Genomic DNA, 21,131 nt, shown 5'->3' with positions numbered 1-21,131 from the left:
CCCCCTAGTTGGCACATAGAACCAAATTTTCTTTCATGGCTTCTTTCATAGCATTTTTAATAGCATCTGTAAAGGTTCTATCTACTGCTTCAATTTTATATGGAAGACTCGATCTTCCATGTAAACGCTTATATATAGACCTTTTAATTAGTTCTAAACCTTCTTCTATTGTCTTATCATTTATTTTATTATTAATATAAAATGCCTCGACGTCTTTTTCTCTAACCCCGTATTCTCCCAAAGATCCATTTGCTATTTTAATAATACTACAGTTTTGATCTTCATCTAACTGGAGCATAATTGAGGTACATATTCTAGAAATAGCTAGGGCCTTTCTAAGTCCTAGCTTGCTAAAGCTAAGTCCACTCCTGTTTTCTAAGGCTTTAAATCTTACAGATGTAAGAATCTCATCGTGGCCCATATCTACCTTTCCTTTACCTATAAAAAAGTTTTCTAACTGAACTTCTCTAGTCCCTTTTCTACTTTTAATTATTGCTACTGCATCTAGTGCTAGTAATGGGGGAACAATGTCTGCAGCAGGGGAACCGTTGCAAATATTACCCCCTACAGTGGCTGTACTTCTTATTTGTGGAGAACCTACCATACTTGCCGCCTTTGAAAGTCCTTTCATATTTCCACTAAGGTAGGAGCTTTTTTGAATTTCTTGAAAGGTGGTAGCTCCACCAATTTCTATAAATCCATCTTTTTCTTCTATATATTTAAGCTCTTCTATACTTGAAATATCAATTAATATTTTAGGTGATAGCCTGCCTTGTCTAAGTTGTATAATAATATCTGTTCCCCCTGCAATAATCCTGGCATCCCTTTCATATTTCATAAGTAAGTCTAATACACCCTCTACAGTTTTACATTTTACAACCTTCTCTACCAATTTCTTCTCCCCCTTTATCCAGATACTCCAGATGAACTTGTATTTTAATTTTTTATACTAACTCAGATATATAATTAGCAAAAAAGGAGGTTTCCCTCCTTATTTACTTTTTGACTCTAGCTAAATCAATTTGCTGTTTAATAAGTCTATTTGCTTCTGCCTTTATATATTTTTCATCTAAAGTTACTAATTTTCTATTTTCCATCACAACCTTACCGTCAATAATAGTAGTTTCTACGTCCGACGTCTTAGCAGAGTATACAAGCTGAGAAATGATATCTACTTCCACACTTGGTGTTGAATGTAAATTATCTAGATTAACTATAGCAAGGTCAGCTTTTTTACCAGCTTCTAAGCTCCCTACTTTATCTTCCATACCCAATGCTTTAGCACCATTTAGCGTAGCCATTTCAAATACCTTGTTTGCAGGCATTACTGTAGGGCTTAATAGTCTGGCTTTTTGGATAAGAGCAGCAGAACTCATTTCTTTAAACATGTCTAAATTATTGTTACAAGGTGCACCATCTATTCCAATTGCAACATTTGCTCCCATTTCCATAAGCTCTGGAACTTTAGCAATTCCCGATGCCAACTTCATATTAGAATTCGGACAATGGACTATATGGGTTCCAGTTTCAGCTAATATTTTCATTTCTTCATCATCTAACCATATGCAGTGGGCTAAAATAAGATTTGGACCTGTTAAACCTAATTTATGTAAATAAGCAATGTTCCTCATTCCACGATCTTTTTGAACAATCTCTATTTCTCCTCTATTTTCTGAAGCATGTGTATGTACACTAACATTGTATTCCTTTGCCAAATCCCTAACCTTTATTAAAAGTTCCTCGGTACAGGAAACTACAAATCTTGGTGCAAAGGCATATTGTATTCTACCGTTTCCCTTGCCATGCCACTTCTTAAGTATTCTAATACTTACTTTTATAGAATCCTCTATACTTTCCATCAACACCTTTGGTACTCCTGCACCATAGTCCATCATGCATTTTCCCGTAATAGCCCTTATTCCACTTTCATATATGGCTTCTATTGCTGCTTCTGTATGATGTACGGATTCCATATCTATTATTGAAGTGTTTCCACCTTTAATTAGCTCTGCTATCCCAAGCTTTGCAGATATGTGGTTTGACTCTGATGTGTGGGAGCCCTCTAGAGGCCATACCCTTTTCTTAAGCCAATCCATTAGCTCCATATCGTCAGCCTGACCACGATATAAGGTTTGTGTAAGATGTATATGACTTTGTATAAGTCCTGGTATTACTACCCTCCCTGTGGCATCTATGGTATGGTCTGCTTCTATTGTTAGACTACCACCTACTTCTTTAATTTCATCCCCCTCAATTAAAATATCTCCCTTTAATATTTCTCTTCCCTTGTTCATGGTTACGATAGTACCATTTTTAATTAACAATTTACTCATATTTACACCCCTTTTTGATAAATGTATATAGTAAATGTTGGATTCCAATAAAATCTATATTGCCTATTAATAAACTAAGAAAATTGCATAAAAGAAAATAATGTTATACACTTTTCTCAGTTTATTGTAGTTATCCGCCCTCGTTTAGAGGGCGAATAACTAGTTTTATTAGATTATAAACTTAAGTATAAATAATAGAGCTAACACATACATAACAGGAGAAACTTTGTTTCCTTTACCAGTTAAAACCTTAAGCGCCACATAGGAAACCATACCAAATACTATACCTTCTGCTATACTGTATGCTAGAGGCATCATTACAATAGTTAAGAATGCTGGAATTGCTTCTGTAAAATCATCTAAATCTATCTTTTTAATAGGAGACATCATAAATAATCCTACTATTACTAAGGCCGGAGCTGTAGCTGCACTTGGAATCATAATAAATAATGGTGAAAGTAATAGTGATAGTGCAAACATTCCTGCTGCTGATAGAGCAGTTAATCCTGTTCTTCCACCTTCAGCAACCCCTGCAGCACTTTCAACATAGGTTGTTACTGTACTTGTTCCTAGACAGGCACCTACTGTTGTACCTACAGCGTCTGCAAATAAAGCTTGCTTTGCATTTGGAACCTTGCCGTCTTTATCTAACATATCTGCCTTAGAAGATACGCCTACTAAGGTTCCAATAGTATCGAATATATCTACAAATAAGAATGAAAATAGAACTATCAACATATTTAGAGAGAATATTTGCGAAAAATCAAACTTAAAGAAAATCGGTGATAGCGAAGGTGGTAAGCTTACAAATTTCATTTGCTCTGGTAATGATGTTACTCGCATAGGAATTCCAATTACTGTAGTAATTAAAATACCAAGAAGTAATGCACCTTTAACTCCTTTTGCTAACAATAATCCAGTAATAACAATACCGATAATAGCCAATAGTGGAGCTGCTTGTGTTAAGTCACCAAGACCTACGATTAGTCCATCCAACTTACCTTCTGGAGTTATAAACTTAGCAGAATCAACAATTCCTGCATTTGCAAGACCGATAAAAGCAATAAATAATCCAATACCTACAGAAACTGCATGTTTTAAATTAATAGGTATACTATCGATTATGGCTTCTCTTACATTAAAAAATGAAAGAAGTATAAATATTAAGCCTTCAAGTAATACAGCTGTTAGAGCAAATTCCCAGGGATATCCCATTCCTAATACCACAGTATAGGCAAAGTATGCATTTAGCCCCATACCAGGTGCTAGAGCGAATGGAAGATTTGCATAGAAAGCCATTATTAATGTAGCTACTACAGAAGCTAATGCTGTTGCAGTAAATACCGCTCCAAAATCCATTCCCGCATCATGTAAAATTAATGGATTTACAATTAGAATATAAGCCATAGTCATAAATGTTGTAATACCTGCAATAATTTCTGTTTTTACATTGGTTTTGTGTTCATTTAACTTAAAGGTCCTTTCCAAAAAACCAGTGTCTTTACTCATTTTCACACTCATTTTTAAGCCCCCTTTTTAGGCATATAGCCCCTTATATCTGTGGAAGACCTTCCACTTTTCTACCTGTCAAGCCAACTATATTATCTCCTTTGTCTTTATTTTTCTACCTTAATTCATCTATTTTATTAATGGAGGTAGAACTTTAAAGTTATTAACATCTATTAAACCCATATCAGTGATCTTCCATTTTGGACTAGTAGATAGAGCTAAGAAAGATAGGTGCATAAAAGGCGCATGGACCTTGCAGCCTAATTGTTCTTTAACTACCATTTCAAGATTAGAAATTCTTCTACTAACCTCGGGACCGGTTAACTCATCTGTTATAAGTCCACCAACTGGCAGTCTTAACTCTTCTATTATTTTTCCCCCTTTTGCTACAGCAATACCGCCATTCATCCTAATCACATGATTAATAGCCTCTGTCATATCCTTTAAGTTTGTTCCTACAGCTATAATATTGTGGGTGTCGTGGGCAACGCTTTCTGCAAAGGCTCCATGCTTTAATCCAAAGCCCTTAACAAATGCCTTACCTGTATTCCCATTTCTACCATAGCGTTCTACACAAACAATTTGAAGTACATCATTATCTATGTCTGGTAGTGCCACGCCACTCTGAACTCTTACCTTTGCCTCTAAACTTCCTGATAGATTCTGGTCGGGAATTAGTTCAATACATCTAACATCTACTTCTCTTCCATCCGCATATATTTTTAAGTCTTCTTCATCTATAGGTAATCGCTTTACAGAGCACTTTACTTCCTCTGGATATGTATATTTAGGCATATCTATTAACAACTTACCCTTAGATGCCACCAGTTTTCCTTCTAAGAGAACAGCTTCCACCTTCATTTCTCTTAGATCACTAATGATAGCTATATCTGCTAACTTCCCTGGTGATAGTACACCCACATCCTCTAGTCCAAAATATGTTGCAGGATTAATGGTAACCATTTGTATTGCTTCAACAGGATCTACACCTTCAGCTATTGTACGCTTTACTATTTCGTTCATATGGCCCAGTTTTTCTAAATCCTCAGCTACCATATCATCTGTAGCTAATATACATCTTCTAGAGTCAAATCCTTCTTCTGTAACTGCCCTAATACACTCTGCCATATTTCTCTGTGTGGAACCTTCTCTCATAAACACATAAACTCCTTGGCGAAGCTTTTCTACGCACTCTTCTTTAGTAGTAGTTTCATGACAGGAGCACTTTCCACCAGTAGCTATTATATGAGCTGCCAGTTCTGAACCAAATAGTTCTGGAGCATTGCCATCGATTACCTTACCCATGCTTTTAGCATATATAGTAGAAGCTATTAAATCTGTAATAATTTCTGGAGTATGATTGTATACATGCTTCGCATTACTAAATCCTTGAAGTTCTCCAATACCTATTACATTCGGATAGTTTAAAATTTCTTCCATGTCCTTTGAATTAACATCATAGCCGGCAGTTTCTAGTCCTGGGCAATCTGGGGTAAGAGCTGGAACGACTAAATGTACATGATTAGGCACAGTAGTAGCTTCAATAGCCATTGCCTTCATGCCAATAGGACCTAAGGCGTTTCCTATTTCGTGAGGATCCGCTACTAACGTAGTGGTACCTGAAGGTATAGAAAGCCTTGAAAACTCTGTAATAGTTAACATACTGCTTTCAAAATGCATATGAGAGTCAATAAAACCTGGAGCCAAAAATCTATCAGCCACATCTACTACTATTGTTTTAGAGCCTATTAGACTATTACTCTCTCCCACTAGTAAAATATATTTTCCCTTAATTGCAATATCTGCACTATATATTTCTCGGGTTAGAACATTAATTACATGGCCACCAGTTAAAACAATGTCAGCAAAATGCTGATCCGACATTAATACATCAACCAACTGTCTATATTCCATAGCCTGCTTTATTGTTAATGCATTCAATAATAATTCCTCCTTTCCTGTATCATCCATAAATAATTTTAAACTGTTAAATAGTCCATCTTACATTTAAATTTTTTATTTCATGTTTTCATGGTCGGAGGATATAAGCTCCTTATAAATATCAATATTATCAATAATCCCTACAATAGACGCATCAATAGGAGATTGCAATTTATCCGCCGCATATCTAGCCGCCGTACCTACAGTATAGATTACAAGCTCTCCAATGCCAGCGCCTACAGTGTCTACTGTAATTAAAGCTTCTCCTATAGGTTTTTCCTCCACATTAAGAGGCTGTGTAATCATTAATTTGCATCCTATTAACCTTTCATCTTTTCTTGTGGCTACTACTGTTCCAACTACTCTGCCTATGTGCATATTACCATCTCCTTTGGGCCTCAGACCTAGGCCTTAACCCTTAACTACTTTAATCCCTCGCTTTTTTGCTAAATCTCTAGCTAAAGGAGTGATTATTCCTCTTTCCCTCAATACTATTTCCTTGGTTTCCTCTGGCAATTTATCTACGTCTCTTTCCGTAATTACAGAACTACTGCTAATATATTGACTCTTGCATACTGAATTAGTATATATAGAATTACTCTCTAGCTTTATGTTTTTGCCTAAGTCGCTTTCTCTCTTTATATCAGTTAAAAGGCTAGGAAGTTTTGATAAAATATCCATATTTTCTACCTCTACTGCCCCCAATCTTTTTAGCTCATCAAACTCAGAATCTGTTCCTTCTAACACAACAACAAAGACTTTTCTATTTTGAGTAGAAGAAACAGTGTTTACCTTCATACCTAGTTCTTCCATGATTTTTCTAGTCTGATTATAGGAGTTCATGCTTTGCCTCCTCCCTTAAGGAGCTTTTCATACTATTCTCCCTTTAATAGAACCCTTTCAACCTCTGAATGTGGTCTTGGTATTACGTGTACTGAATGTAGCTCTCCAACTGCTCTAGCTGCCTCAGCACCTGCATCCGTTGCAGCTTTTACTGCACCAACATCTCCTCTTACCATAACTGTTACTAATCCAAATCCTATTTTCTCGTAGCCTACTAAAGTAACATTTGCCGCCTTTACCATAGCATCTGCCGCTTCAACCGCACCTACTAAACCTTTAGTTTCTATCATTCCTAATGCCTGACCCATGGATTATTCCTCCTCTTTTTTAGTCTTTTCATCTTTATTTTTATCTTTATTTTTTGATTTTGTTTCTTCTGCTTTCTCAGAAGATTTTTTAGAGTCATCCTTGCTAGAATTATTTTTATCTAGATTTTTCTTACTAAAATCCGACTTTAAATTTTTTTCAAAGCCTTTAATTAATAAATCTACCTCTTCATGTGGGCGTGGTATAACATGGTAAGATAAAACTCTACCTATACGGTTTGCTGCTGCCACACCTGCATCTACACTTGCCTGCACTGCTGCTACTTCTCCAGCTATTTGTATAGTTACGCTAACTGCCTTACCAGCACCAATAACTTTCTCATAGCCAACTAGCTTTATATCCGCCGCCTTACTAGCTGCGTCTAAGGCTGTAATAGCAGCTGTTAAGCCTACTGCCTCTATTAATCCTAAGGCTGCCCTCACAAGTCCACCTCCTATTTTCATATCACTTACTTTGTTTATTTGCTAACTCTTCTAGAGTAATAGCAAAAGAAGATTTTGTGGCTTTTTCTGCTGACTGATTACTATATTCTATTAAATTCTCTAGCTGTATTTTTTTTATTTCTTGTGGTTTTTGGTATCTAATATTATTGCTATTTGGATTAATTGAACTGTTATTTATTAAACTTAGGATCAAGGCTTCTTCCCTAGAATCTATATTCCCATTGCTCTCCTGCCCAATAGAACTAGAGCTATTAGTAGCATTGTCCTTTCTATATTGCCTTGCTATATTGTCCATAACCTTTCTAGTTAATAGATTTGCCAAGTTTTTCACCACCCCTATTGATCTAATCTAGTATTTTGCCAACTTCCTCATGGGGTCTTGGTATTACATTTGTGGATATGATTTCGGCCAATTCTTCTGCTGTTTCTCGACCATTAGCTACAGCGGCCTGAACCGCAGCTACTTCTCCAGAAACTATTACGGAAATTATTCCAGAGCCTACATAATTTAAATCCACTATTTTAACATCTGCTGACTTTGCCATTGTATCTGCTGCCTGAATGGCGGCCACCAAGCTCCTCGTCTCAATCATTCCTAAGGCTTGCTTCATAATTAACTACCACCTTTGCCTAAATTTTCATCCTATAACTAACACTGCTAATACTCAATCCAGACTCAATGTTAGCCTAACCCTGGAAAATACTTTTCAATATCTATCTTTCCATATCCAGGGATTATTGCCCTCTTAAAACCTTTACCAGCCTCCCCTAAAGGCTTAGTAGCATCTATTCCTACTTTATCTGTTACTCCTCTTACAACATGAGATGGTTCAAGGCCAGACCCTAATGCACCAGGAACTATAACCATATCTTTGGACCCCTGTACCCTAGTCGCAATTGCCCATTCTATATCATCATGATTATAAATATCAACGTCTTCATCTACTACTACAACGTGTTTAACATCCTTGCTACTTGCTAATGCCCCCATTATTGCGCTCTTTCCTTCTCCTTCAAATTTTTTATTAATAGATATAAAGGCATGAAAACGACATCCCCCTGATACAGTTACATTTACATCCTTTACATCGACTAAATTCTTTAATATGCTATATAACTCAATCTCCCTTATCAATCCATTTGCTAGATGCTCTTCCCTACATGGAAAAGAAGTTTGAAAAATTGGATTGTTTCTATGCATTATTGTTTTTACCTGAACTACAGGATGGAGCGCCCTCTCTCCGTAATATCCCATTAGTTCTCCAAAGGGGCCTTCTTCTACCCTTTTATTAGGAGGCATGATACCTTCTAAAACAATTTCTGCATAGGCTGGTACTTCTAAATCTACACTCTTACATTTTACTAGTTCTAATGCCTCTCCCCTTAGAGCAGAATCTACCTCATATTTATCTACGCCATAGGTAGCGGCACTAATTTGGGATGCCAAAAGCAGGTAATAGTCGTAACCTAATATAATAGCAACCTCCAAAGGCTTATTCTGATTTTCCATAAATGCATACTGATTCTTAGCTAATGGAGATGCTACTAAAATATTCATTTCATTTTCACCATTAACTTGAAGCCTTCTAACAGATGTATGCCTCTGTCCTGTTTCGGGGTCCTTTAACACAACAATCCCTGCTGTAATATAGCTAGAAGAATCTCCTCCATGAAAGGTTGGAATAGGAAACATCTTTGGCAAATCAATATTTCTAGTAATAATATTTTCCATTACTGGCCCTTTTGTCAGAAGCTTTGTAGGCTTAGGGTTCGCTATGGCATTCATCATTTTAAAAATACGATCTTCCCTAGTGGCTCTTATCATTTGGTAGTATAGATTCCTATTTCCGAACATAGCTCCTATAACTGGAATTTTGCCACCCTTTACCTTATTAAATAGAATAGGCCGCTCATTGTTAAAATGTTTTAAAACTGCCCCTAATTCAAACCTTGGGTCAACTTCTTTATTACAGTGGAGTAATTGCTCCCTGTCCCTAAGTTCCTGTATGGAGGCCCGTAACATTTGTCTTTCCATTTTCTTTTTTTCCTCCCTCCTGTCTAAGCTCCCCATCGTTTAAAGAGGTTATGTTCTATATCTAATTGATCTAATGTTCTACCTACCATTATGCTTACAATATCTCCCATAGTTTCTGGCCTATGATAAAACCCAGGAGATGCAGGCATTATTGTAACGCCTATCTTTGCAAGCTTTAACATGTTTTCTAAATGAATTACACTTAAAGGTGTTTCTCTTGGGACCACAATAAGCTTTCTTCTTTCTTTAATAACAACATCCGCTGCTCTAGTTAGCAGGTTGTCGGATAGACCGTTGGCCACTGCCCCTAAAGTACGCATAGAGCAAGGAACTATTATCATCCCATCAGTCTTAAATGAGCCAGATGCAATAGGTGCTGCAAGGTCTTTATTATCATGAAAATATGTGGCCATATCCTTTAATTCATTTAGTAAAATACCACATTCATGCTTTGCTACATATTCTCCCATTGTAGAAACTACCAAATGGGTTTCTATTCCTAGCTCTTTAAGTACCTTCAATACTCCTATGCCATATATGGTGCAACTACCTCCAGAAAGACCCACAATAATTTTCAACTAGCCTCACCACTTTCTCCTATCTGTATAGTGTATGGTTACATCTGTCTACCCAAAAAGGGTAGACAGACTTGCACCTATACACTACTTAACTTTGTTTTCTTTATCTCCTCCGCCTATCCATGGATCTTGGCCATTATCCCAAGCATCAATATATTCGTCTATTGTCATTACTTTAGTAAAAATACTTAAGTCGTTTAATCCATATTCATGCATTTCTTCAGTTTTGGAAGCGCACCCATCACTCAATGTAATTACTTTATAGGCATTAGCAAGAGCATCTGTAGCTGTACTTCTTACACAAACATTAGTCCATACTCCTGTTACTACAACAGTATCTATATTTTCTTCTCTTAAATATAGATCTAAGTCTGTATGTGCAAAACCACTATGTCTTCTTTTTTTAACTATATATTCATCTTCTTCTGGATAAAGCTCTGGAATAAAATCTGAACCCCAAGTTCCATCTACAGCGTGGACTGGTCTTACTCTGAAATCTGCATCATTTTTACGATGTGCCTCTTGAATATGAACAAGATGAACATCATCATTTTCCCTTCCACGTACCCATTTAAAAAGTCTTTGAAGATCTGGAGTTATAGTCTCTCCACCTGGACATCTTAAGGATGCCTTTTCTCCCACGAAATCATTTAACATATCTATTACTAAAATAGCGTGTCTTGGCATAATTTCTCCTCCTTAATATTTAATTAATTTATCTAATTTTTGAATGCTTTGTCTCTTTACAAATTGACCAAAACCTTCTTTACCTACAATACCCTCTTTATCATCATAAACAAGAGTACCACGTACAATAGTTTTTACTGGCTTACCCTTTAGTTGTAATCCATGAAGTGGGTTATATTTTGCCATTGAATATGTTTTCTTCTGGTCTATAGTCCACTCTCTATCAAGATCTATAATTGTAAGGTCTGCATCTGAACCTATATGCATAGCCCCCTTCTTAGGATAAAGTCCATATTGCTTTGCAGCATTGGTACTTAGTACTTCTACTAATCTACTAAGAGTTAATCTACCTTTGTTATAGCCTTCGCTAACAAGTATAGGGACCATAGTTTCTACCCCTGGAATACCAGGAAAAGCAGTCCAAATATTAACACCTTCAGCTTCTTTTTCTGTCTCTATTTCATAGGGAGCATGGTCTGTACCTATAAAGTCCACACTTCCATTTTGCAAGCCTTCCCATAGCTCCTTATTGTCTTTTTTAGTTCTAAGTGGCGGAGCAATTTTTGCATATTGCTTATGTTCTGTCATTGCATCTTGATAATTTAATGTTAAATAATGCGGACAAGTTTCAGAAGTAACATCAAGGCCTCTCTTCTTCGCATCTCCTACCAGTTTTGCACCAATTCCTGTACTCATATGAACAATATGAAGCCTTGCTCCTGTTTCCTCTGCAAAGCTTATACCTAGTTGAATTGCAGCCTTTTCAGCTAATTCTAACCTAGCCTCTGCCCAAGCAGGTCCATCCATTCTTCCTTCTTTTTGGAACTTTTTAACGTAATAGTCGCACATTGCATAGTTTTCTGCATGTATTCCCACTGGAAGTCCTGTCTTTGCTACTGCTCTAAAGGCTTCCAACATTTCTGGATCTGTTACTCTTTCATAGGTTGGTACAGATGGTGTCATATATACTTTAAAAGCACATACTCCATAATCTGCTTGAGCCTGAACATGCTCTAAATTATCATTTCTTACGTCTTCTCCAGTTACCCCACCCCAGAATGCAAAGTCAATTATTGCCTTGTCTTTTATTGCATTTAATTTAGACTCCAACTCTGGAATACTTCTAACTGAAGGCTTAGAACAACATGGCATATCCATAATGGTAGTAATACCACCAGCAGCTGCTGAGGAAGTTCCTGTTAAGAAGTTTTCCCTATGGGTAAATCCTGGATCCATAAAGTGGGTATGGGAATCAAAGCATCCTGGAATTGTTAGGTGACCTTCTGCATCAATTTCTTTAGCATAATCGACTCCTTCTAAGTCTTGAATAAAGCCTGCAATTTTTTCATCCTTAATGAGTATATTCGTAAGTATTGTGTTATCTCCCTGTGGAATTCTCGCATTTTTAACAATTACATCATATTTCATAATTTATATCCCCCTTTTTTATCCTATTAACTAATTATTATTACTCACAAATCCATTATAGAAATACATCTTCGGCAATGTTTTGAATACTTGAAATACTAAAGCTTAGCTTTAAAGTTGAGTGGAACAGAAGTCGATGGAATAGCATCAGATGATTTTTTATCCCATTAAATGACTTTCAAGTATTTGATCTTTTCTAAAGTTTTCTAGTCCTAAATAGTATTCTAGGGAGTTAAGAAGATAATCTAGTTTTACAGGTCCTACTACTTCTGAGCCCGTCACTGCTACCCCATATCGGGCTGCCTCACCTTTTACAAAGTTAAATGCTCTATAGAGAGGGGTAGAAGCACAATCAAACATATTCATCGAAACTACAACTCCAGATCTTTCCGGGAATTTAATTCCTACTGCTCTTACTGTGGAGAATCCACCACTAGGTCCTCTTACTCCCTTAGCTATTTTCTTAGCAATTTCAAGATCCTCCGTTGCTAAAAAAATATTGTAAGCAGTTAATCCTTCATTATCTGCACTTACTATAGTTGCTCCTGCTGTTGGATGTAGTGCAGCTGGACCAATGTCTGGTTTTCTTTCATCTAAATGAGCGACTTCCTTTAATCCTTCATATTGACCTTTTCTAATAAATGACAGAGCTTTTCTCTCCTCACAACGTGCATTAAATCCTGAAAAATAAACAGGAACATTATACTTTTCGTATACTTCTTTACCTATTTCCTCTGCAATATCTATACACTCTTCTATTGTTATGTTTTTAAATGGGAATATTGGAATAGTATCTTGGGCTCCAATTCTTGGATGGGTTCCGCTTTGTTCTTCCATATTTATTAGCTCATAGCTTTTCCCTGCCATCTTAAGTAGTGCCTCCTTTAAAGGCTCAGGCTCCCCTATTACAGTTACAACTGTTCTGTTAAAGTCATGCTCTGGCTCATAGCTCACAAGCTTTACCCCTTCTATATCTTGTAGCTCATTAACTATACTCTCAATTACATCCTTTCTTCTTCCGTCACTAAAGTTTGGTACAGCCAATACATATTGTTTTTCTGTTGACATTTCAAAACCTCCTTGTATATATTTATTTAATTTTTAATATTTAATAAATTTTAAATTTTTTAAAATATTACCAACAATTTCAATAAAAATTTTTTTTATCCTTTGGAGTCTTTCTACAATTAATCCATTAAATCAATATGTTAAATTAAGTGGTTTTTGTATAAAATCTACGATTATATTTTTTAATCCTTAAGCATAGGATTAATTGCCTCTACCATAACCCTTTAATTTTCAATATTAATCTATGGACTCTTTAAAAATTACTAAGATACTAGGAGGTAAAATAAAAGAAGGATTATATTAAATTAAGTAGTATTGTATAGACAACTCACTCAATCTTAATTATTCCTTTCTAGGCTTAGAAGTAATTTTAGCAAACAAATGCTTCATACAAATAATATGTTAAGATTTTTAGGTATATGATGAAATTACAAACAACCTATAATAAGAAAGGAGCAATAAAAATGGCTTTACGTTTAATTGATTTGTCTCAGGAGATTTTTCAAGGAATGTCAGTTTTTCCAATGCACCAACCAACTTTTATAATGACTAATATGACCCATGAAGAAAATATGGAGGCCACAGGAAGTAAAAAACTAGGTTTCTCTGCCCGCAACCTGCTTATTAGCGAGCATGGCGGAACCCACTGTGATGCCGTGTGGGAGTATAAACCCTCTGGTGCTACTATAGACAAAATGTCTCTAGAGTATTTTTGGGGAAGTGCCATATGTATAGACTTATCTCACATACCACCTACAAGGAAAATCGAGCCTAATGATTTAGAAACTGCTCTCTCTAAATCCGGACAAAGGCTGGAACATGGAGATATTATCCTTCTATACACTGGTCATTATGATAGGAATTTTGGTACAGATAAGTGGCAAACCACATATACAGGACTTAGTTATAACGCTGCAAAGTGGCTTGCAGAAAAGGGTGTCGTAAATATCGGAGTGGATGCCCCTGCCATAGATCATCCCGATGATCTAGACTTTTCTGGGCATTTAGTATGTGGAGAGTACGACATTACAAATACAGAAAACCTATGCAATCTTGATAAGCTTGTAAATAAAAGATTTTTATATTTTGGGTTACCTCTTAAAATACGAGATGGCTCTGGTTCGCCTATTAGGGCTGTGGCCTTGGTTGAGGAATAGAGAAAAGTTAATTTTAAAAACTAAGATTTATAAAACCACTGCAATAATTGAAGGTGCGGCAACTGGTGCTGAAAGTAAAAAGCTGATGTATTAGGGATATAACCTCAATACATCAGCTTTTTTGTAGATTTTTTATGGATAACATTTAAAATAATTTGTTTATACTTGATACATCTATGTACATTTTAAAAGTAACTATCAATAATCAAAAATGCACATAGGCATTAGCACAATCAAAAATATTTATACGGTTTCTTTTCGTTTTTTCAAGTTTAAAGTTCCCCTACAAGCTCCAGTTCTTTCGCCGCCTCCTTCATACCATCTATTGTCCAAAGAATAACCGTATCAAGTTCCATTTCCAGCATTTCACAGCCTGCAAGTATTACTTCACGATTAACTCCAGCAGCAAAGCCCGTTGATTTAAATTTCTTCTTAACGGATTTGACTTCGAGGTCAAGTATACTCTTATTTGGACGCATATAAACTGTAGCTGTAATAAGGCCTGTAAGCTCATCGATCGTATAAAGAACTTTTTCCATTTTATGTTCTGGTTTTACATCAATACATATATTCCATCCATGTGAAATCACAGAACGTATTATATCCTCACTTATTCCTTCTTTCTCCATAATTTCCTTTGTTTTATGGCAGTGCTCTTCAGGATAAAGTTCATAATCGAGGTCATGAATCAGTCCGATATTTCCCCAATATTCCTCATCTTCTCCAAACTTTCGTGCAAAATAGCGCATAACAGCTTCGACTGCAAAGCCATGTTTTATCAGACTACTGCTCGTATTATATTTTGTAAGTAATTCGTATGCTTCTCGACGTGTTTCCATAGTACTTCTTCTCCTTTTCCATTATTCATTAGTATTTAATTGTAATCCAGTATCTTTATTTTCCTTATTTCTGTGAACTGGAATGTAATTTTAATTATACTCCAAAGGTTCAGTCAAATCAAAGAAATAACAGAAAATTTTAAATTAACACATATTATTTATAAACTCATCCACACTGTAGTCATTATGAATAAATAGTATAGCCTTTAAAGCATCATCTTTAACTTCCCTAGTAACTATCTTCTTAAAATCTAAATCTCTTTTTTCATCTATAACATGTGGCACCTTAATCTCTAGTTCTTGAGCTTGTTTCAAAAACTCTCCTATGGATTCTTTTGTTAGCTCTTTATATTTCTTTTTTAATATAATTCGATTCTTTGAAATATAAAAAATCTTGTATCCATCGTCTATTTTTTCTCCCATCAAAATTTTATCACTTATTTCATGTGACTCATTTGTGTTATTATCATACAAATACTTTATATGATTTATCATATCTCTATAAATTGTAGCCATCTCAAACTGTAGGTCGGAGGCTGCCCTATCCATCCTCCCTTGAAGGTCAGATAAAAAATCCAACATACATTCTTTATTATAAAATATTTCTATTAGGCATTCTTTATTCTTTTCAAAGCTCTCCCTATCCATGGATTGTAGCAATATTTTGTACTTAAATTCATATATGTTCCCGAATTTTGTTATTGGACATATGTTCTGAAAAAATTTAATTATATCTAATAAAATGTTTTTATTTCTATATGGTCCAAAGCAATATTCGCTTTGTCTATCATATACCATTGATATTGGTTTGAATCTATTATAGTTTTCTATTTTTAAATACATATACCTTTTATCATTTTTAAATTGCTTGTTATATATCGGCTTTAATTTTTTTATAAGAGCACATTCAAGTATTTGGGCTTCTAAATGTGTATCAGTAACTATATAATTGATATCATGTATATTACATACCATTCTCTTTATTTTATTCAATTTATGTTCCGTATAAAAATAGGATTTTACCCTCGATTTAAGGGTCTTACTTTTGCCAACATATATAATATTTCCATCAATATCCATCATTTGATAAATTCCCGGTTTCGCTGGTATAGATTCAATTTTCTCTATCAAATTTTCAGGTATCCTTGGCAAGTTAATCACCTACTATTATAATTTTAATAATACAAGGGTTCAGTTCTTTACGTAATACGTAAATAAACCGAACCCTTAATTATTTATATTGGTTGGCTACTTTTATGACGAGACATTAAGTTTTTGATTTACCGTATCAGATTCAATTGTCAGTTTTAATTTGAGAATTGTCAGTCTTATAACTTGTCAAATGTAATCTTTCAACTGTCCGCTTCACAATTTAAAAAGCTCAATCTCTATAGATTTATTTTTTGTAGTAAATTCGGTACTACTCCCACCCATGTCCATAGTTCGCATGAGAGAACCGTCTTCACTCATAAAAGTAGCATCTTTATGCGATAAGAGGGATTTTATAGTATCCACAACTAAATGAAGAGTTCCCTTACACCAAGAAACTAATCTTTACTCTTATCATCCTAAGAATTCTAGTTATATTTGTTTTACTCCTATTCCATCTAAATCAACAAAAATAGAATAATTTGCTTGATTAATTGCTACTTCTAATTTTGTAATAAGAACTTCCATTTTTTCTGCTTTTTTTCTATATTCCTTAGTATCAAAGCTAGGCTCCATTACTTGCTCATAACTACGATCTATTCCGCCAGACACTATGCCACCAGGCACTCGAGGAGTATATCTTGGAGTGGGGTCTACAATTTCACTGTGGATTCTCATTTCACCCATTTGCTTTAATCTAGGCAACTCATTTCTATATTGCTTTACAAGATAAATAGCCTCTTGTAAACTAATCTTTTCTCCGTCTATTGTAAATTCTACTAAGGTTTCTAGATTAGCCTTAGCAACTATAAGCCTTAATTTTCTAATTTCTTTCATTAGTATCTCTGATTTTGATGTTAATTCATTTACTGATATTTCATGTGGTTCATGCATAAGTTCTTTTTGTCCATTTACCTTCTTGTAAGTATTTTGAAGGCATGCAAATCTAGCAGTTAATATCTCATCCAATTCATTTTCTTTATTTTTAAGGATAAGGAACGCTTCCGCCAATGTAATGTTATCTTTCATAAAATCCCACCACCTTTTCTATCAATAGAATCATTATAATATAAAAATTCAGCTAAAATCAATCCTTTAATGGCCCAATTGATTTTGAAACATTGAATCTTCTAAATTTAAATGATTTTCATTATTTATTTTTTATCAAATTAAAATTTTAGGGAAAACTATTGATAATTTTAAACTAAAGGAATATAATGATACCATACTAAACATACCTATTTAGTATGGTATAAATGGAGGTGTTGATTATGTCAAAAATTCATAAAAGTTTAACTGAGCTTATTGGGAAAACCCCACTTCTAGAGCTTTCAAACTATAATAAAAAGCATGATTTGGAAGCAAAGATAATTGCAAAACTGGAATATTTTAATCCGGCAGGTAGCGTAAAGGACAGAATTGCATATGCAATGATTGTTGATGCTGAAGAAAAGGGCTTGTTAAAAACTGATTCAGTTATCATTGAACCGACAAGTGGGAATACAGGAATAGGTCTTGCATCTGTTGCAGCTGCAAGAGGATACCGAATAATTCTTACAATGCCTGAAACGATGAGTATAGAGCGACGTAATCTTTTAAAAGCCTATGGCGCAGAGATTGTACTTACAGATGGTGCAAAGGGTATGAAGGGTGCAATTGAGAAAGCTGATGAACTGTCAGCAGAGATAGAAAACTCATTTGTTCCAAGTCAATTTTCTAACCCTTCCAATCCGTTAATCCATAAAAGAACAACAGGACCAGAAATTTGGGATGATACTGATGGTCAGGTTGATATTTTTGTTTCTGGTATTGGTACAGGAGGAACAATAACAGGGGCTGGTGAATATTTAAAATCAAAAAATCCTGATATTAAAATTGTGGCAATTGAGCCTACTGACTCTCCTGTTCTTTCAGAGGGCATGGCAGGTCCGCACAAAATTCAAGGTATTGGTGCAGGCTTTGTTCCTGATACTCTTAATACAAAAATTTATGATGAAATAATTAAAGTTAGTAATGAGGATGCTTTTGCAGTTGGGAAAAAACTTGCACAAACAGAAGGTCTTCTTGTAGGAATATCATCTGGTGCCGCTATAGTTGCAGCAACAGAGCTTGCAAAACGCGCTGAAAATGTAGGAAAAAACATTGTTGTAATTCTTCCAGACACAGGTGAACGTTATTTATCTACTCCATTATTTGAAGGTTAATAATCATTTAAAAAGAGAAGGAGCTCCATACAATTTTATGGAGTCTATCTTCTCTTTTCTATATAACAGTTCCTCGAAGTCTTAGATTGTATGGGATATATTTATTCTATTAGCAGAAGTATCTTTTATATGGTATAATAGCATACATGTATGGTGATAGCCAAACAGTACAAAACACTTTGTCTGAATCCACAAGGTGTTTTTTTATTGATAGTTAGAGACTGTAAGACTCCGTATAAACTGGGTCCTTATTTAATGAAAGGTGATAACAATGATAGTAGAAAAATTACAAAACAGACAATCAAGTTTTTATAATACACTATTAAAACTAGCAATACCAATTGTTATACAAAACCTTATTACATCTTCTATAAACATGGTGGATACTATAATGATAGGTAAAATAGGAGAAATTGAAATTGCAGCCGTAGGTATAGCTAACCAATATTTCTTTTTATTTAATCTTCTAATAGTCGGTATAACAAGCGGAGCTGGAATATTTATATCTCAATATTGGGGACAAAAAGATAAAGAAAATATTCGTAGAACTCTAGGACTCAGTCTAATATCCAGTATAATATTTTCTATCCTTTTCACAATAATAGCCTTTATAATGCCAGAGACAATAATGAAATTGTTTAATAAAGACCCTTATGTAATCGGGCTTGGGGTACATTATTTAAAGATAGTTTCTATAAGCTATGCTTTTACTGCTGTATCCTTAGTATTTGGAGTATCATCCCGATGTGTTGAAGATACAGTTGCACCTATGCTAGTTAGCATAGTAGCCCTGCTAGTAAATGCAAGCTTAAACTATATTTTTATCTTTGGACACTTAGGTTTCCCTGCAATGGGTGTAAAAGGAGCTGCCCTTGCTACTCTGATTGCTAGAATAGCGGAAGCTATAGTTTTAATCTTTTATATTTATACTAAAAAAGGAGTTTTATCAGCTAAGTGGAAACAAATGTTAGATATAAACAAAAGCTTTATACAAAGAGCTTTGCGAACTATTATTCCTGTAGTTATAAATGACATGTGTTGGGCTATAGCTATGATTATTTATGCTATTGCCTATGGTAATTTAGGTACACAGGCTATGGCTGCCGTGCAGATTACAACTACAATTCAAAATATTTTTATGGTATTTACCTTTGGTCTTGCAAACGGTGCCGCAGTAATGATAGGACATCAAGTTGGGGCCGGAAACATAGAAAAAGGCAAGGAATATACAAGAAGATTTGTAAAACTTTCTATAATTGTAGGAATTTTTATAGGAATTATACTTGCCCTTAGTGCACCCACTGTACTTTCATTCTTTAATATTTCCGAAGAAGTGTACAATAGCGCACTAAAAATTTTATATATTACTTCCCTTATAATGTGTATAAAAGTGCTTGGTGTAGTTATTATAGTAGGAATTTTAAGGGGTGGAGGGGATGCAGGCCATGCCCTCAAGGTGGAAGCCTTAACTATGTGGGGAGTAGGAGTTCCTTTAGCTTTTCTAGGATCATTTGTGTTTAAACTTCCAGTGGAAATAGTAGTACTATTGGTAGGATTAGAGGAGGTAGCAAAGGTAGCGTTCACATTAAAAAGATTAAAAACAAACGAATGGATACGTCAGGTTACTGACTAATTGTTCCTATACTATTTGAGGAGGAGATACATCATGAGTAAAAAATCACGATTATTACTAATGCTAACTTTAATATTTACAGTTCTTATTGTTAGATCTATCTATTCTCCTAATATAGTAAAGCCTGTGGGTATCAATAATAGTTCTATCTCTGATTCGACTAGGTTTGCTAAAAAAATTCCTGTTTTGGTCTATCATCATCTACTTAGAGATGAAGAGAATACTATGAAAAATAATCCTTCTATTATATCCGTAGAAAATTTCCAAGAACAAATGGAGTTATTATACAACGAAGGATATAGGAGTATAACCTTAGAAGAGCTTGAAGGATTTATACTAGGAGAAAGGGACCTACCTTCAAGAAGTGTTCTAATTACCTTTGATGATGGCTACAAGAGTAATTATGAATATGCTTATCCAATTTTAAAAGAATACGGATTTATTTCCACAATATTTATGATTACAGATAGAATTTCCGATACAACAGTTTCATTTGATCCTACCCAGATACAATATCTTAGCTGGGAAGAGATGGAGTTAAGCCAAGATGTTTTTAAGTTTGCATGTCATACACATAAACTTCATTACTTAACTGATGATAATAAAAGTTATGTAGTAACCAAGCCTAGGACAGAAGTAGAAGAAGATTTAAGGAAAAACCTAGAGCTTGTACATAATCCCTACTTCGCTTATCCATATGGTCACTATACGGATGAAACCATTCAGATTTTACAAGATTTGGAATACGAGATGGCCTTTACAGTTAAAGAAGGCTTCGTAAAAACTGGAGACCCTATATTTGAACTTAATAGACAGGGTGTTTTTCCATCTACCACAATAGCAAAATTTAAGATCAAAGTTGGACTAAGCCGAGAGCCTTTATTTAAAAAATTAATAAAAAGTTTTTTAAACTTAATAAGACCTAAATACTAATTGGTTAGAAGTGTTTAGGTCTTT

22 protein-coding genes are annotated in these 21,131 nt (G+C 34.9%); 4 read left to right on the top strand and 18 right to left on the bottom strand.

The window, feature by feature from the left end; genetic code table 11:
* Positions 1–4 precede the first annotated feature (4 nt).
* From HYG84_RS07495 to ftcD, 15 genes are all read right to left on the bottom strand, one after another.
* On the bottom strand, positions 5–892 hold the full coding sequence (locus HYG84_RS07495) for an FAD binding domain-containing protein (protein WP_212381750.1): 888 nt from the start codon (positions 890–892) through the stop codon (positions 5–7).
* A 103-nt stretch (positions 893–995) separates the two neighbouring features.
* Positions 996–2,333: a 5'-deoxyadenosine deaminase gene (locus HYG84_RS07490; RefSeq protein ID WP_212381748.1), complete on the bottom strand. Its 1,338-nt coding sequence runs from the start codon at positions 2,331–2,333 to the stop codon at positions 996–998.
* A 168-nt stretch (positions 2,334–2,501) separates the two neighbouring features.
* The gene (locus HYG84_RS07485; protein ID WP_330655604.1) at positions 2,502–3,854 is read right to left on the bottom strand and encodes an NCS2 family permease; all 1,353 of its coding nucleotides are present in this window, start codon (positions 3,852–3,854) and stop codon (positions 2,502–2,504) included.
* A 117-nt stretch (positions 3,855–3,971) separates the two neighbouring features.
* Complete coding sequence (gene ade, locus HYG84_RS07480; RefSeq protein WP_249168732.1) at positions 3,972–5,783, bottom strand: adenine deaminase; 1,812 nt, start codon at positions 5,781–5,783, stop codon at positions 3,972–3,974.
* 75 nt (positions 5,784–5,858) lie between these two features.
* On the bottom strand, positions 5,859–6,161 hold the full coding sequence (locus HYG84_RS07475) for a EutN/CcmL family microcompartment protein (RefSeq protein ID WP_212381744.1): 303 nt from the start codon (positions 6,159–6,161) through the stop codon (positions 5,859–5,861).
* A 33-nt stretch (positions 6,162–6,194) separates the two neighbouring features.
* On the bottom strand, positions 6,195–6,626 hold the full coding sequence (locus HYG84_RS07470; protein WP_212381742.1) for a hypothetical protein: 432 nt from the start codon (positions 6,624–6,626) through the stop codon (positions 6,195–6,197).
* 32 nt (positions 6,627–6,658) lie between these two features.
* Complete coding sequence (locus tag HYG84_RS07465; RefSeq protein ID WP_212381741.1) at positions 6,659–6,934, bottom strand: BMC domain-containing protein; 276 nt, start codon at positions 6,932–6,934, stop codon at positions 6,659–6,661.
* Positions 6,935–6,937: 3 nt separating this feature from the next.
* On the bottom strand, positions 6,938–7,375 hold the full coding sequence (locus HYG84_RS20635; RefSeq protein WP_330655603.1) for a BMC domain-containing protein: 438 nt from the start codon (positions 7,373–7,375) through the stop codon (positions 6,938–6,940).
* A 22-nt stretch (positions 7,376–7,397) separates the two neighbouring features.
* Positions 7,398–7,718 carry a hypothetical protein gene (locus tag HYG84_RS07455; protein WP_212381739.1) on the bottom strand — a complete coding sequence of 107 codons (321 nt, stop codon included), beginning with the start codon at positions 7,716–7,718 and terminating at the stop codon, positions 7,398–7,400.
* A 22-nt stretch (positions 7,719–7,740) separates the two neighbouring features.
* Positions 7,741–8,007 (bottom strand): BMC domain-containing protein, encoded by a 267-nt coding sequence (locus HYG84_RS07450; RefSeq protein ID WP_305829066.1) that lies wholly within the window; start codon positions 8,005–8,007, stop codon positions 7,741–7,743.
* A 71-nt stretch (positions 8,008–8,078) separates the two neighbouring features.
* Positions 8,079–9,431: a UbiD family decarboxylase gene (locus HYG84_RS07445; protein WP_212381738.1), complete on the bottom strand. Its 1,353-nt coding sequence runs from the start codon at positions 9,429–9,431 to the stop codon at positions 8,079–8,081.
* Between the two features lie 23 nt (positions 9,432–9,454).
* On the bottom strand, positions 9,455–10,009 hold the full coding sequence (locus HYG84_RS07440) for a UbiX family flavin prenyltransferase (protein ID WP_212381737.1): 555 nt from the start codon (positions 10,007–10,009) through the stop codon (positions 9,455–9,457).
* Between the two features lie 84 nt (positions 10,010–10,093).
* The gene (locus HYG84_RS07435) at positions 10,094–10,696 is read right to left on the bottom strand and encodes a cysteine hydrolase family protein (RefSeq protein WP_212381736.1); all 603 of its coding nucleotides are present in this window, start codon (positions 10,694–10,696) and stop codon (positions 10,094–10,096) included.
* Between the two features lie 12 nt (positions 10,697–10,708).
* The gene (locus HYG84_RS07430; protein ID WP_212381735.1) at positions 10,709–12,124 is read right to left on the bottom strand and encodes a dihydroorotase; all 1,416 of its coding nucleotides are present in this window, start codon (positions 12,122–12,124) and stop codon (positions 10,709–10,711) included.
* Between the two features lie 159 nt (positions 12,125–12,283).
* On the bottom strand, positions 12,284–13,192 hold the full coding sequence (ftcD, locus tag HYG84_RS07425) for a glutamate formimidoyltransferase (RefSeq protein WP_212381733.1): 909 nt from the start codon (positions 13,190–13,192) through the stop codon (positions 12,284–12,286).
* A 464-nt stretch (positions 13,193–13,656) separates the two neighbouring features.
* Here ftcD and HYG84_RS07420 point away from each other — a divergent pair, with 464 nt between their 5' ends.
* Positions 13,657–14,349: a cyclase family protein gene (locus HYG84_RS07420; RefSeq protein WP_212381731.1), complete on the top strand. Its 693-nt coding sequence runs from the start codon at positions 13,657–13,659 to the stop codon at positions 14,347–14,349.
* Positions 14,350–14,621: 272 nt separating this feature from the next.
* On the opposite strand, the gene HYG84_RS07415 is transcribed toward HYG84_RS07420, so the two are convergent.
* From HYG84_RS07415 to HYG84_RS07405, 3 genes are all read right to left on the bottom strand, one after another.
* Complete coding sequence (locus HYG84_RS07415; RefSeq protein ID WP_212381729.1) at positions 14,622–15,188, bottom strand: HDIG domain-containing metalloprotein; 567 nt, start codon at positions 15,186–15,188, stop codon at positions 14,622–14,624.
* Between the two features lie 144 nt (positions 15,189–15,332).
* On the bottom strand, positions 15,333–16,340 hold the full coding sequence (locus HYG84_RS07410) for a GIY-YIG nuclease family protein (protein WP_212381728.1): 1,008 nt from the start codon (positions 16,338–16,340) through the stop codon (positions 15,333–15,335).
* A 429-nt stretch (positions 16,341–16,769) separates the two neighbouring features.
* On the bottom strand, positions 16,770–17,366 hold the full coding sequence (locus tag HYG84_RS07405; RefSeq protein ID WP_212381726.1) for a hypothetical protein: 597 nt from the start codon (positions 17,364–17,366) through the stop codon (positions 16,770–16,772).
* 242 nt (positions 17,367–17,608) lie between these two features.
* Here HYG84_RS07405 and cysK point away from each other — a divergent pair, with 242 nt between their 5' ends.
* The 3 genes from cysK to HYG84_RS07390 all read left to right on the top strand — a co-directional run bounded on the left by cysK (position 17,609) and on the right by HYG84_RS07390 (position 21,107).
* Complete coding sequence (cysK, locus tag HYG84_RS07400) at positions 17,609–18,541, top strand: cysteine synthase A (RefSeq protein ID WP_212381724.1); 933 nt, start codon at positions 17,609–17,611, stop codon at positions 18,539–18,541.
* Positions 18,542–18,812: 271 nt separating this feature from the next.
* Positions 18,813–20,174 carry an MATE family efflux transporter gene (locus HYG84_RS07395; RefSeq protein ID WP_212381722.1) on the top strand — a complete coding sequence of 454 codons (1,362 nt, stop codon included), beginning with the start codon at positions 18,813–18,815 and terminating at the stop codon, positions 20,172–20,174.
* 33 nt (positions 20,175–20,207) lie between these two features.
* Complete coding sequence (locus HYG84_RS07390) at positions 20,208–21,107, top strand: polysaccharide deacetylase family protein (RefSeq protein ID WP_212381720.1); 900 nt, start codon at positions 20,208–20,210, stop codon at positions 21,105–21,107.
* Positions 21,108–21,131: the final 24 nt, after the last annotated feature.

This window comes from Alkaliphilus sp. B6464 (genome assembly GCF_018141165.1).
In the GTDB taxonomy this organism is placed as follows: domain Bacteria; phylum Bacillota; class Clostridia; order Peptostreptococcales; family Natronincolaceae; genus Alkaliphilus_B.
This window is presented reverse-complemented; position numbering and strand designations above follow the sequence as displayed.

What these genes read in the sequence shown, in the direction of transcription:
- HYG84_RS07490 (WP_212381748.1), bottom strand. Translation starts at nt 2,333, where the DNA reads ATGAGTAAATTGTTAATTAAAAATGGTACTATCGTAACCATGAACAAG.
- HYG84_RS07485 (WP_330655604.1), bottom strand. Translation starts at nt 3,854, where the DNA reads ATGAGTGTGAAAATGAGTAAAGACACTGGTTTTTTGGAAAGGACCTTT.
- HYG84_RS07475 (WP_212381744.1), bottom strand. Translation starts at nt 6,161, where the DNA reads ATGCACATAGGCAGAGTAGTTGGAACAGTAGTAGCCACAAGAAAAGAT.
- HYG84_RS07470 (WP_212381742.1), bottom strand. Translation starts at nt 6,626, where the DNA reads ATGAACTCCTATAATCAGACTAGAAAAATCATGGAAGAACTAGGTATG.
- HYG84_RS07465 (WP_212381741.1), bottom strand. Translation starts at nt 6,934, where the DNA reads ATGGGTCAGGCATTAGGAATGATAGAAACTAAAGGTTTAGTAGGTGCG.
- HYG84_RS07450 (WP_305829066.1), bottom strand. Translation starts at nt 8,007, where the DNA reads ATGAAGCAAGCCTTAGGAATGATTGAGACGAGGAGCTTGGTGGCCGCC.
- HYG84_RS07445 (WP_212381738.1), bottom strand. Translation starts at nt 9,431, where the DNA reads ATGGAAAGACAAATGTTACGGGCCTCCATACAGGAACTTAGGGACAGG.
- HYG84_RS07435 (WP_212381736.1), bottom strand. Translation starts at nt 10,696, where the DNA reads ATGCCAAGACACGCTATTTTAGTAATAGATATGTTAAATGATTTCGTG.
- HYG84_RS07430 (WP_212381735.1), bottom strand. Translation starts at nt 12,124, where the DNA reads ATGAAATATGATGTAATTGTTAAAAATGCGAGAATTCCACAGGGAGAT.
- ftcD (WP_212381733.1), bottom strand. Translation starts at nt 13,192, where the DNA reads ATGTCAACAGAAAAACAATATGTATTGGCTGTACCAAACTTTAGTGAC.
- HYG84_RS07420 (WP_212381731.1), top strand. Translation starts at nt 13,657, where the DNA reads ATGGCTTTACGTTTAATTGATTTGTCTCAGGAGATTTTTCAAGGAATG.
- HYG84_RS07415 (WP_212381729.1), bottom strand. Translation starts at nt 15,188, where the DNA reads ATGGAAACACGTCGAGAAGCATACGAATTACTTACAAAATATAATACG.
- HYG84_RS07405 (WP_212381726.1), bottom strand. Translation starts at nt 17,366, where the DNA reads ATGAAAGATAACATTACATTGGCGGAAGCGTTCCTTATCCTTAAAAAT.
- cysK (WP_212381724.1), top strand. Translation starts at nt 17,609, where the DNA reads ATGTCAAAAATTCATAAAAGTTTAACTGAGCTTATTGGGAAAACCCCA.
- HYG84_RS07395 (WP_212381722.1), top strand. Translation starts at nt 18,813, where the DNA reads ATGATAGTAGAAAAATTACAAAACAGACAATCAAGTTTTTATAATACA.
- HYG84_RS07390 (WP_212381720.1), top strand. Translation starts at nt 20,208, where the DNA reads ATGAGTAAAAAATCACGATTATTACTAATGCTAACTTTAATATTTACA.